Source organism: Sphingobacteriales bacterium, from assembly GCA_016711285.1.
Classification (GTDB): Bacteria; Bacteroidota; Bacteroidia; order Chitinophagales; family UBA2359; genus JADJTG01.
Genome location: JADJTG010000002.1, coordinates 85,623 through 98,509, shown reverse-complemented (window position 1 = coordinate 98,509; position 12,887 = coordinate 85,623). Strand labels below are relative to the sequence as shown.

Annotated in this window: 6 protein-coding genes; 5 read left to right on the top strand and 1 reads right to left on the bottom strand. The window is 45.4% G+C overall.

From position 1 onward, the window contains the following. Window positions 1-167: 167 nt before the first annotated feature. Entirely contained in the window at window positions 168-1,934 is a 1,767-nt protein-coding gene (locus tag IPL35_00615; GenBank protein ID MBK8441990.1) for an SLC13 family permease, read from the top strand. 66 nt (window positions 1,935-2,000) lie between these two features. Here the strand turns inward: IPL35_00615 and IPL35_00610 are convergent, their stop codons facing one another. Continuing rightward, the gene (locus IPL35_00610) at window positions 2,001-3,332 is read right to left on the bottom strand and encodes a (Fe-S)-binding protein (GenBank protein MBK8441989.1); all 1,332 of its coding nucleotides are present in this window, start codon (window positions 3,330-3,332) and stop codon (window positions 2,001-2,003) included. 1,160 nt (window positions 3,333-4,492) lie between these two features. On the opposite strand from IPL35_00610, the gene IPL35_00605 reads away from it, so the two are divergent. The 4 genes from IPL35_00605 (at window position 4,493) to IPL35_00590 (ending at window position 12,858) form a co-directional block, all read left to right on the top strand. Next, complete coding sequence (locus IPL35_00605) at window positions 4,493-5,002, top strand: hypothetical protein (GenBank protein MBK8441988.1); 510 nt, start codon at window positions 4,493-4,495, stop codon at window positions 5,000-5,002. Window positions 5,003-5,236: 234 nt separating this feature from the next. Continuing rightward, complete coding sequence (locus IPL35_00600) at window positions 5,237-9,256, top strand: right-handed parallel beta-helix repeat-containing protein (GenBank protein MBK8441987.1); 4,020 nt, start codon at window positions 5,237-5,239, stop codon at window positions 9,254-9,256. 1,046 nt (window positions 9,257-10,302) lie between these two features. Beyond that, window positions 10,303-11,964 carry a T9SS type A sorting domain-containing protein gene (locus IPL35_00595; GenBank protein MBK8441986.1) on the top strand — a complete coding sequence of 554 codons (1,662 nt, stop codon included), beginning with the start codon at window positions 10,303-10,305 and terminating at the stop codon, window positions 11,962-11,964. 93 nt (window positions 11,965-12,057) lie between these two features. Next, the gene (locus IPL35_00590; protein MBK8441985.1) at window positions 12,058-12,858 is read left to right on the top strand and encodes a sulfite exporter TauE/SafE family protein; all 801 of its coding nucleotides are present in this window, start codon (window positions 12,058-12,060) and stop codon (window positions 12,856-12,858) included. Window positions 12,859-12,887 lie beyond the last annotated feature (29 nt).

Sequence of the window (12,887 nt, the reverse complement as noted above, 5' to 3'; positions counted from 1 at the left end):
ATCTGCCAAATATTGTTTTTTTCTCAATGATGCCATTCACGGCAAAAATATCCTCATACTTTTTGAGCTAATCAAAAATATTCGCTTTTTTTTAGTATTTTTGGGCGTGGGCGTAGGTAAAAGCGAGGAATACGACAATTTTTTCTTTTAAAAATATCTTTTCTAATATGGGCATTGCGTTGGTTATTTTTTTATTGCTTGCGGCGGTGTTGTTGTTTTCGTGGGAGCGCATACCGCCAGATGTAGTGGCAATAGGTTTATTGACCGTGCTCCTGATGTTTCATATTCTAACGCCTAAAGAAGCGTTTGCTGCCTTCGGAAGTGATTTTGTAGTGATGCTGGCGTGTATTTTTATCATCAGCACCGCATTACAACACAATGGAGTTATGGACTGGATAGCACAGCGGATTACTTTTTTGGGTAAAATGCCGCCGCAAATGCTATTGATAAGTTTAATGCTGTTGGCGGGTGCGGTGTCGGCGTTTATGAACAATACCACCGTAGCCGCTATTTTTTTGGCTCCTACGGTGAGCGTGTGCCGCCAGCTCAAGATCAGTAGTTCCAAACTCCTGATGCCGATGGCTTTCGCCTCTTTGCTCGGCGGCACTTGCACCCTTATCGGCACTTCTACCAATATTGCGGGCAGCGAACTGATGGCGCGCAGCGGGCTGTCTCCCGTTGCTATGTTTGAGTTTTTGCCCGTAGGCATTATACTCATGTTGGTAGGCGTACTGTTTATGAGCACTATCGGCTATCGTTTGTTGCCTGCCCACGCCGACAAAAGCGTCGCAGATGAATACAATATCCGCTCTTACCTGAGCGAAATAGTAGTACTGCCTAACTCGCCCCTCATCGGCAAACGCTTACAAGATACCGCCAAACAATTGGGTAATTTTAATTTTAATATCTTAAAAGTCATTCGCAACAAAGAAGCTATTTTTCCGGAGGCAGTATTTACTTTGCAAAAAGATGACGTATTGTTAGTAGAGTGCAATAGAGACGAATTGATGCGCATTCGTCAGCAACAAGGCATTGATATTTTGGGAAAAATCATCAACGACAGCGATTTGATGGGCGACAATTTATCGTTGGCGGAGGTGGTGGTTACGCCGCAGTCGCCCTTGGTGGGTAGCACTATTAAGAGTATTAATTTGCGCAATCGCTACGGACTCACCGCTTTGGCAATGCACCACCGCAACGAAAACGTAATAGAAAAAATTGCACACATGCCTATCCGTGCCGGCGATGTATTGTTGTTGCAAGGGCAAAAAGACAGCATAGAACGCCTGCGCAGCAATGTGGAATTTATTGTTCTGGAAGAAATTCAAACTGCCAATTTTCCTACTTTGCGCAAAGGCTGGCTGAGTTTGTTGTTTTTCGGAATAGCCATTGTATGCGGCTCTTTGGAACTGCTACCTTTGAGTGGTTCTTTTTTGATGGCTACTTTGGGCATACTCGCCATCAAAGCCATTGATATAAAAAAAATCTATCAATATATAGACTGGGGTTTGTTGGTGCTGATAGGCTCAATGAGTGCTTTTGGCGCAGCTATGAGCAATACCGGTGCAGACAGCTTTTTGGCAGATGGAATAATGAAAATATTAGCTCCTTTTGGTACGCTGACAATATTGGGCGGATTTATGTTGCTCACGATGCTGCTCACGCAACCGATGTCAAATGCCGCCGCTGCTTTGGTGGTGCTGCCCGTAGCCATTCAGGTGGCGCATACTTTGGGTGCTAATGAACGCACCTTTGCTATTGGTATTATTTTGGCGGCATCGGTATCTATGATTACGCCTTTTGAGCCGGCTTGTATCATCATTTTCAGTCCGGGGAAATATCGCATTATAGATTTTTTAAAAGTAGGAGGTTTGCTTACTTTTATCCTTTGGATAATATTGATGATTCTTGTTCCTTATTACTGGGGATTATAAAAAAAAACACCATAAGACTTTTGCAGCCTTATAGTGTTTTTTTAATATGCTTCTGAAAAAGAACTTTTACCCCTCCGCCAACATTTCATCGCGCCATTTGGTACGGTCTTGCGGTGCAAACTGCCATACAGCACCGTTGTTTTCGGTATTGGTAAACATCAAATTCCACTCGGCGGGCGAGTCGCTTTGCTCCATAATTTTATAGCGGCGCAACTCCAAAATAATAGATAAAGGATTAATCAGTACCGGACACGCCTCCACACAGGCATTGCAAGTGGTACAGGCGTTGATTTCTTCGCGCGAGATGCGGTCGTGGAGGCTTTTGCCGTCATCGTAGCCCGCACCGTGTTGTTTTTCCAACGCTGTCTTTTCTTCTAAGCGGTCGCGCACGTCCATCATTATTTTTCGCGGCGACAATTTTTTACCCGTTTGGTTGGCAGGACACTCGGCGGTGCAGCGTCCGCACTCGGTACACGTATATGCCGACAACAGTTGTTGGCGGGTCAAATCTTCTACATCTTTGGCTCCGAAGCGCGGGGCGGCATCGGAAGGAGGCGGTGCTGCTGCCGAAGGGTTCAGCATCAAGGCTACTTCTTGCGCCACCGCCGGCATATTATTCATCTTACCTTTGGGCTGCAAAGGGGCAAAGTAAGTATTGAAAAAAGCGAGGATAATATGTAAATGTTTGGAAAACGGCAGATATGTTAAAAAAGCAAGCACCACCGTCAGGTGTCCCCACCAACCCAAGCGTTCTATAAAATGCAGTGTATTTTCGCCCAAACCACCGAACAAAGCAGGTCCCAACCACGAACTGATTGCCAGATTGCCCGTAGAAGGGTAGTGGGCAGGGTCGAGTTGTTGTAATACAGTATCAGCTCCGTTCATCATAAATATAAACGTAATGAGGAGTATTTCGAGCAACAAAATAATATTACCGTCCAACTGCGGAAAACCCTTCATTTCGGCTTTCCAAAAGCGCGGCACTTTGAGCAGATTGCGCCGCGCCAAAAATACAAAAGTTGCTACCAACGCCAAGACCGACAATATTTCGATGCTACTGATAACAGCAGTATAAAGCCCGCCCAAAGGCTTTGCGAAAATGCGGTGTTTGCCGAGCAAGCCATCTGCTACAATTTCAATCATTTCTATTTGTGTAAACAGAAAAGCGACATAAATAAACAGGTGAAACACGGCAGGAATCCAGTTTTTAAACATTTTTTTCTGTCCCAATGCCACCAACAACACATTATTCCAACGCTCACCCGTAGTGCCTACGTCTATATGTGTTTCTTTACCGCGCCGTATGTTGCGTATTACATCGCCAAACCGCCGCGATGCCATATATGCTGCGCCGCCGCCGAGTGCTACGAATGCCACTTGTTGTAGAATTGATGCCATAAAATATTGAATAATGAATGATAAAGATAAAAACGTTTGATGCACAACACCGCGTAAAAATATTACATTTTTGAGAGCTTCGCTAATTTTTCTTTCTATTGAACCTATTAAAATTTTTGGAACAGGTTTTAAAAAAGAATCTAAAACAGTATCTAAATGTCTGAACCTTGATTTTCAGGATTCAATGATTTTTAGGATTTTTAGAGTGCATCGGGGTCGTTATCGGCTGCGAGGGTAACTTTGTCAAAGTTCGAACTTTGACAAAGTTGAGAAGTTGAGATAAAAAAACCTCCCTCCTGTGAAATGGAAGGATTGAGAGAGGTAAAATGGCTGCACCTAAAGAATTGCTACCCTCAGCAGGATATACATCGTGCTGCACCTAAAGAATTGCTACCCTCAGCAGGATATACATCGTGCTGCACCTAAAGAATTGCTACCCTCAGCAGGATATACATCGTGCTGCACCTAAAGAATTGCTACCCTCAGCAGGATATACATCGTGCTGCACCTAAAGAATTGCTACCCTCGGCGGGATATATATCGTGGTTCACCTAAAGAACTGCTACCCTCGGCAGGATAGGTATCGTGGTTCACCTAATAAATTACTACCCTCGGCAGGATAGGTATCGTGGTTCACCTAATAAATTGCTACCCTCGGCGGGATATACATCGTGCTACACCTAAAGAATTGCTACCCTCGGCGGGATAGGTATCGTGCTGCACCTAAAGAATTGCTACCCTCGGCGGGATAGGTATCGTGGTTCACCTAATAAATTGCTACCCTCGGCAGGATAGGTATCGTGCTGCACCTAAAGAATTGCTACCCTCAGCAGGATAGGTATCGTGGTTCACCTAATAAATTGCTACCCTCGGCGGGATAGGTATCGTGCTGCACCTAATAAATTGCTACCCTCGGCGGGATAGGTATCGTGGTTCACCTAATAAATTGCTACCCTCGGCGGGATAGGTATCGTGGTTCACCTAAAGAATTGCTACCCTCGGCGGGATAGGTATCGCACTGCACCTAAGAAAGTGCTACCCTCGCTGATAACTTTGTCAAAGTTCGAACTTTGTCAAAGTTGGATAAAATATTTCTTGATGACCTACGTTATAAAAACGGCGATTTTGCCAATCACTCATAAAAAACATTTTTTTCCACGATGAGTATCAAACGATTTTTAGACCTCTCGCGCCGCCTGAGTGCCGCCGAGATGGAAAATGCCGTTGCCGCCCTGCGCGACTGCAAAAATCACCTGAGCCGTTTTGCCGTAAGCCTGAGCGATGAAGAACGCAAAGGCAAACGCACCGTTGCCGAAGGGCGCGAAGGTTATGTGCGCGAACTCTGGCGCATCAGCCACGAATACGAAAGCGAGTTGCCGCGCAGTTTTGCACTCACCGACTACACCGCCCTCTTGGAGCTGTACGACGAATGGAAACGCCTCAAAGTGCTGGCGGAAGAAACGGCAGAACTCATAGATGACACCGTGCTGGCTTTGGGGGTGGAGTTGATGAGCCACACCGATTTGGCGCACCGCTCTTTGCAGAACGCCCGCGACCTGAATGCGAGTTTAGACCGCGCCTTGGAAAGTATTGACGACTACAACCGCCGTTATGTGACCGATGCCCCCGCACCGCCGCCTGTAGCACCGCCCGCCGAGCCGGAAGTATAGGCGAAAAGCACGAAAGATGCCAACTGACGAGTTGCCGATACCTACCAGAGGTATCGGCAACTTTTATTTTATTGCGTGTTTTATTTTCTGTTTTTTCCTAAAAAAAACTTGCACGCTTTTTATTAAAGCGTTATATTTGCCGTTAGGGAGTGCGGTTTTGTCTTTTTATCACTGAAAAAAACTTACTTGTCTCCCTGTTTTTTATCATTTATCACTAAAAAATGTTTTTAACCCATGAAACAAAAAAATTCCCTCGCGCGTAGTGTTACGCACATGATGTACCCCCCCTCATCGTTTCATCTTTTAAAATATGCGGCGATGCTTCTATTCGTAATCTTTTGTAACAAGGGCAGGCTGCACGGGCAGGATATATATGTAGATGCTGCGTTAGGCAATGATGCTAATGTGGGTACGCTTGTTTCGCCTATTCAAAGCCTAGCAGAAGCCTCCCAGCGTATTAATGACCTTATTCTTAGTAAATTTTCTTCTACCAACTGCGACAACCTCGCTACCACCACTTATAACAATACTACGCCTATCCGCTTGTTTTTAAATACAGCAAACCCACACACAGGGCAAATTCATATTCGTAATTTACACCCTTGTCTGAATGCAGCCAATGCAAATGATGCAAATATAGGCAATGCTACGCCTCAAGATGCCAATGTAGAAATACTTCCTTATGGCGGCGGCACTACCGCCCAAATTCTGGCGTTTCCTTCTACTAATTATAATATTTCTGCTGCCATTTTAGTGGAAGGAGTAGGGGGCGTACATATACAGAACTTAGACCTACAGCCTGCCGACAATGCGGAGGTGCGCTATGGTGTGTATTTTTTTGGCAACTACATAGCTGCCGATTTGCAGAATTGTAGTGTAGAAGATAGCGAAATTCACAGTTTTGACGAAACAGGGATTTTGGTATCAAGTTATAACAGTTTTCCAACCGAAGCAACCTTTGGTTATGATAATATCTATATTGCTGATTGCGAGATACACAACAACCCCCACTATGGCATTAGTATAGAGGGCAATATGCGGGCATATAATGAAAATCTTACTTATCCGAACAGCAATGTAATGATAGAACGCTGCTTAACCTACGATGCGAACGGCGTATTTAATACCTCACCTGACCCTGATGCTGAAAAATACAGCCATTCGGGAGTGGTATTAAAGGTACTCGGCACACAAAGCGGCACTATACAGCGTTGCGTATCCTGTGACAACGGCGACAATAACAATGGTCCTTCGGGTCCGGTGGGCATCTGGACTTGTTTTTCGGACGGCATTACCATACAACATTGCGAGTCGTATAACAATAAATCTATGACACGAGACGGCGGCGGCTTTGATTTTGATTACAGTGTCACGAACTCCACACTTCAATACAATTATTCGCACGATAATATAGGTCCGGGCATACTGATTGCGCAGGGTTATGATTGCGGTATGCTGGCTGCGGGTATGCCGAATATCAACCATAATGGCAATGTCATTCGCTACAATGTAAGTCAAAATGATGCGCAATATGCTTATGTGCCGGGTGGAGAGAATGGTTTATTACCTGCCGTTATTAATGTCCCACAAACCGACCCCTTGTGGCCCATTAACGGGGCTTTGTTGGAATCGGCGAGTTTGTATATGTGGACAGCGGGAGTAATTCCTTGCGAGAGTGGGGACTTAGATATTTCGGTGAACAATACACAAATCTACAACAATGTTTTTTATAGAGCACACAGAGGAACAGAGCACGACTATCCTGTTTTTTGGATAGCGGGCAGCAGTTTTTATGAAGTAAGTCTTGAAAATAATATTTTTGCTAGCACCACCGAAAATGAACGATTGGGTTATTTGACTTGTACTGCTACCGATATGGTATTTGAACACAATAATTACTGGCGTGGCGGTGAAGCCCCTTTATTTTTTGCAGATGAGGGTTGCTTTGCGCCGTCCATTTCCTTTGAAGACCTGCAAGGGCAGTATAATGCCGGAAATGCGAATAATTTTGAAACCTCAACAATGAACAATACCCCTACTTTTACGCTTGCCGACCCGCAATTATTAGATGCCGGAAATGCGGGTACGGCTTATGACGGAGCGGGCGTGCAGAATTTGGGGAATTTTGAAAATACGCTACGCGACCATTTACAAAATTTTTATCAAATAGAAAGCACCTCGCTTTTGAGAAACAACGGCACCGATACGCCCTTGAATTTAACGGACTTTTTTGGCACGGAAGTAGCGCAAGAGACGATGCCCGAAATAGGCATACACGAATTGTTGTCCTGTACGCCTCCCCTGCCTGATATGCAAGTGAGCATCTGCCCCACCGATGCACTTTTCAATTTGGCACAATTTATAAAAGACAACAACCTGCCCGAAAACGGTAACTGGACTTTGAACGGCGCACCTTTAACCAACCTCAACATCAACCCCGCCGTATCCGCCACCTACGCCAACCAATATGTATATACTTTGGAAGAAAACGGCTGCACCCCCAACAGTTTTACGCTTACCTTTGCGGTAGATGCGGGTTGCACCGCCGCTTTTTGTGATGTGGGTATCACTTACCAACTCACCACTCCCAAAACCCTCAATGGCACTGCCTATAACTGGAACACCGCCACCGGAGACGAAAGCCTCATCAACGCCGATATTATCGTACCCAACGGCTGCACCCTCACCATTAGCGGGCAAACACTGAACTTCGGACCTTTGGGGCGCATCGTGGTGCAGGCGGGCGGCAACCTGATTATCAACGGCGGCTCAGTGCTACAAAGTGCAGGCGATTGTATGTGGCAGGGAATACGGGTAGAGGGCAACAACGGTGCCGCACCTTTCGGCAGTATTTTTATACAAGTGGCTACTATCCGCGATGCCCTCATTGGGGTAGCTTTGCAGGGAACACCCGTGTATGATTGGGCACAATTAGACGCTACCCTCCCTTTGAGTAGCATCAATAATCCCGACCCTTTGGGCAATAACAACGGCGGCGGGCAATTTAATTTGGGCGGCAGCATAGCTTTAATGAGCAGAGCCGTTTTTATCAATTGCTACAAGGGTATTCAGGCGGTGGGAAATATATGGTTGCCTACTGATGTTTCCGAAATTTATCAATCTAGTTTTTCACACACCGGACTATTCAAATATCCCTTTAACTATGCTGCTTCTTGGGGCATAGGCATACAGGGGCTTACGGTGGCTACATTAGATATTGGCGGGCAAAATACTTTTAATAATTTGCGTATAGCAGTGGATTCTTACGCCAATCGGTTTTTACATGTTGAGAACAGTTTCTTTAATGATTGCCAAAGAGGTATTTACGACCGCGCTTTTCAGGGGGTAGCATTTGAAAACAACGAGGGGGCAGTGATAGAAAACAATACCTTCAACCGTTGCACCCGCAGCATCTATCTGCAAGGGCAAAATGGCGGTATTTTTGGCAATACCATCGACGATAACGGCAATATCGGCGGCGATTTGGGTATTACGCTCGTGGGAACAGATATACAGGTAGAAAACACCAACCGCATCAATCGTCAGACGCAGGGCTTGTATTGTGTAAATGGCGCAGCCCACCTGAACCAAGTGCGCAACAATGAATTTAGCAACAGCACTTCTGCCGCCATACGCACCTACGGCGACAACAGCAATATGGACATCTGGTGCAATAATATACAAGGCTACGGCGGCGGCATACGCGCCACAGGCACCCTGAAAATACAGGGTGATTGTGCCGGATTAGTTGATGACAACTTCGTACCGCTCAATGTATTCGGCTGCCATAGCAATGTATTGGGCAATACCCTCACCTGCGGTGTCAGTTTTTCCGACATCAACAGCAATACCAATGCCGCCTTTACTTATTGGTATCGCGACGACGAGAACCTGCCCAACAATATACCCCCTATTGTCACCTACCCCAATGAGTGGGTCGGCTCGGTAACTGTAGCACCTTGTGAACCAAATTTGAACCCGCAAGACCGTTGCGGCAGGTTGCCGCTATTGAGCGAAGCGCAAATCTGTAACCTGCCCACCCTGCAAGAGCAAGTAGAGGGGGCTGCGCAACAAATTGTTTTATCTGCGCCGCCACCAACAGTGGCAAGGGCTGCACACGCTGGTGGCTTGTGTGCCCGACCGCCTGAGCAGCCGCCTTTTGGTATCGCATTACCTCAAAAAAGGCGAATACAACACCGCCCGCAGCACCCTCAATACCTTGCCGGCGGGTTCGGCGGCAGCAGCCCCGCATAGCGAAGCCTTAGACGACTACTATTTTCGCAGCTACTACCACACGCTATTGGATATAGCAGAAATCGGCAAAACACCTGCCGAAATGAGTACGGCGCAGCAAACTACCTTTGAATACATCGCCGACACCCCTACCTTTATAGCAGCCAAAGCCAAAAGCCTCTTGGAAACTTTCCGTCAGGCGCATTATGAGATGGCAGAGCCGCCCGCCGAGGATAGTTTGGCTTATTTGCCCTCCGGCTGCCAAGCCGCCGACCCCGACAGCGATGCAGACGGTATTTGCGATGCCTTTGATGTATGCAGTAGTGGCGACGACCTGCAAGATGCAGACGGCGACTTTATCCCCGATGCCTGCGATGCGTACCCCGCTTGCGCACGATTTTACGACCTGCGCCGCAGCTACCTGAGCGGCGACAGCCTGCACTACCACGCCACGCACCATATTCGGAGTGCCGACAGCGTGGCAGCGGGTGCGAGTGCCGAGTACCGAGCAGGAACATTTATAGAATTGCTACCCGGCTTTATAGCGACCCAAGGTAGCTATGCTTTGGCAACTATTGAGCCTTGCGAGGCGGCAGCCAAAACTACAAGTAGCACCAAACTCAATGATACAAAATCCGATAAAACCCTTAGTGTATATCCCAATCCGAGTATAGGTATTTATACCTTTGAGTTGCCTCCAACCAAAAATACTACTATATGGCAACTAAGTATTAAAAACATACAGGGAAATATTGTATATCAGGCTTCTATTAACGGAACACGCTATATTTGCAATATAGCTCATTTGCCTGCGGGTATGTATGTATATGAGTGTGCTAATGGAACGGATTGGTGGAGCGGTAAAATAGTGTTGATGAAGTAATATTTTTTATAAAAGCAGAACTACCCTTGCGGTAGTTCTGCTTTTTCATTTTCTTAAAATTATAAATATCATGAAAAAGATAATATTACTTGTATTGCTCTTATGCAATCATTGCTGCATAGCTCAAAGTTTTTTTCAAAAAAATTTTGCCATAACAGATATTCAAAATGGAAAAGGAATAATAATGCTGTCTGATGGTCAATACTTGGCTTATGGTTCAAATTTTGACTGGTCAGATAAGAACTGGCAAGGTTTTATTATATCATTGAGTGCAGAAGGCGACACTTCTAATAGAATTGCTATCAATCCTTGTGATACGCTTGTTTATGAAAGTGCAGGACTGCAAAGTATAGCAAACAACAATGAGGGCATCTATTGTTTTGTGGGAGCAGAGCTAAGTTACAGTGAAGCAGACCAATCTAGAATAATTACCTGTTTTTATAAAAATAATGAATTATTATCTATTAAAGCCATAGGTGATAATTCTAAGGTGACTTACCCCTACACAATTATATCAACGGAAGATGGAGGCTTTTTGATAGGGGGCTATATGTATGAATACGGCTTGGAGGAGTATTTTTGGCAACCCTACTTAGTAAAAATAGACCACAATGGAAATCTACTCTGGGATAAGGTCATAGAGGGGTATATAGGGAATAATCGTATTGCACAATTAATAACATTGCCTAATGGTAATTATTTAGCTACTTGTACAATAAATTGGTTTGTACAAGAAAGCTCAGATATAGCTTTGATAGAATTTGACTCTCAGGGAAATATCATCCATCAACATGTTATTGATTGGGAAACTTTTGAATCTATGCAATCCATTACTATTGATAGTTTGGGCTATGTATATGGAATGTATGCTGATTTAAATGCAGATACTGCCTGTATTGTAAAACTTGCTCCTTCGACTTATGATATAATTTGGAAGAGTAAAAATTTAATGAAAGATTGCAGTCTGACGACTCCAACAATTTTGCCCAATGGCGATATAGTTATGTCAGGTTGTACCTATATTGAAAATAGTATTACCATACAAACGACTATCAGTAAATTAGACAAGGAGGGAAATCTGCTTTGGCAGCGTCTGTACGGCGGCGAGAAAGACGACTACGGCTATGCCCTCTTGCGCGATACAGACGGCACACTCTGGGTAACGGGCAGATACGAAAGTGGTTTAGAGAGTGTGCCCGTGTATGATGAGCAGGGTAATTTTATGTTCAACGGCGGTCGTGCCAATGTATATTTGCTGCATACCAATTGCTTGGGCTTGTTGGAAAATCCCAACATTACCTTCCAAAGCACCCAAAACGGCACTGATGTCACTTTCACCGCCGACACCTTGGGCTTTCGGGGCGAGCCGTATAGTTTGTGGTGGGACTTCGGCGATGGCAGCGAACCAGAGCCTACCTTGGCAGGCACTACACAGCAGCACGTTTATGCCCAAGACGGCGTATATTGGGCAACGCTCACCGCCTACTTCTGTGATACCCTGAGCGTGGGTCAGTGCATACGCATCGGCACCACCGAGCAATGCCCCGAAGAATGGACAGTGGGCAACGAAACGATGCCGCCGCTCACAGGCAACCACATCGCCGCCACCTACACCGCCGCCGACCATACCCTCCACTTTTGGGCGGAGCTACCGCCTTGCGAGGCACAACTCTACGATGTAAGCGGCAAAATGGTGGAGCAAGCGCAGTTTTCGGGCAGTCGCTGGCAGTTGCCGAGTTTGCCGCAGGGGGTGTATTTTTACCGTATTTTCACCCAACACTCCAAAACCCCCTCGCCGATGGAAAATTTGTCGCTCCTTAAATGCTTGCTGCCTTCAAAAGGCTAAGAGGGACTGAGGGAGGTGAAATTCACACAATGTAACTTTTATCACCGAATCTCAACAAAAATCGCAACATCTTTGCACCATAAAACAACAGTAATGGATTTTTTAGGTTATTTATCTGCGGTACTCATCGGTGTTTCGCTCGGACTTATCGGAAGCGGTGGCAGTATTCTCACAGTGCCGGTGTTGGTGTATTTGTTTGGAGTTGATGCAGTGCCTGCTACGGCGTATTCTCTTTTTATTGTGGGGCTTACGAGTGCAGTAGGTGCAGTTTCTTATTTCAAAAAAGGATTGGTAAATATAAAAACAGCAGTTATTTTTGGTATTCCTTCCATTATCGCCGTATTTCTTACTCGTGCTTACTTAGTACCTGCTTTGCCAAAAGAATTATTTCGTGTAGGAGATTTTGTGATGAGCAAATCTATTTTTTTGCTTATTTTATTTGCGGTGCTGATGGTGGCTGCGGCGTTTAGTATGATAAAAAAAGGAAAAACACCTGCCGCCGACACTGATACCACACAGCAGCAATTCAACTATCCGCTTATATTTACAGAAGGAGCAGTGGTGGGTACGCTCACCGGATTAGTGGGGGCAGGCGGTGGTTTTTTAATCATTCCGGCTTTGGTGCTGTTGAGCAAACTGCCGATGAAAGAAGCCATCGGTACTTCTTTGGTGATTATCGCCGCCAAGTCGTTGTTGGGATTTTTGGGCGAAAGCGACCTGCAAGCTATGAACTGGTACTTGCTGCTGGGAGTATCACTTTTTGCAATAGCGGGGATTTTTATTGGCAGTGCCCTCTCCAAAAAAATAGACGGCACACAACTAAAACCCGCTTTCGGTTATTTTGTATTGGCAATGGGCGTTTATATTATTATTAAAGAATTGTTTTTTCATTAAATACACCGTCTGCAATATTGATTTATCAA

Excerpts from the sequence above, each read along its gene's own strand:
- IPL35_00615 (MBK8441990.1), top strand. The coding sequence starts at position 168 with ATGGGCATTGCGTTGGTTATTTTTTTATTGCTTGCGGCGGTGTTGTTG.
- IPL35_00610 (MBK8441989.1), bottom strand. The coding sequence starts at position 3,332 with ATGGCATCAATTCTACAACAAGTGGCATTCGTAGCACTCGGCGGCGGC.
- IPL35_00605 (MBK8441988.1), top strand. The coding sequence starts at position 4,493 with ATGAGTATCAAACGATTTTTAGACCTCTCGCGCCGCCTGAGTGCCGCC.
- IPL35_00600 (MBK8441987.1), top strand. The coding sequence starts at position 5,237 with ATGAAACAAAAAAATTCCCTCGCGCGTAGTGTTACGCACATGATGTAC.
- IPL35_00595 (MBK8441986.1), top strand. The coding sequence starts at position 10,303 with ATGCTGTCTGATGGTCAATACTTGGCTTATGGTTCAAATTTTGACTGG.
- IPL35_00590 (MBK8441985.1), top strand. The coding sequence starts at position 12,058 with ATGGATTTTTTAGGTTATTTATCTGCGGTACTCATCGGTGTTTCGCTC.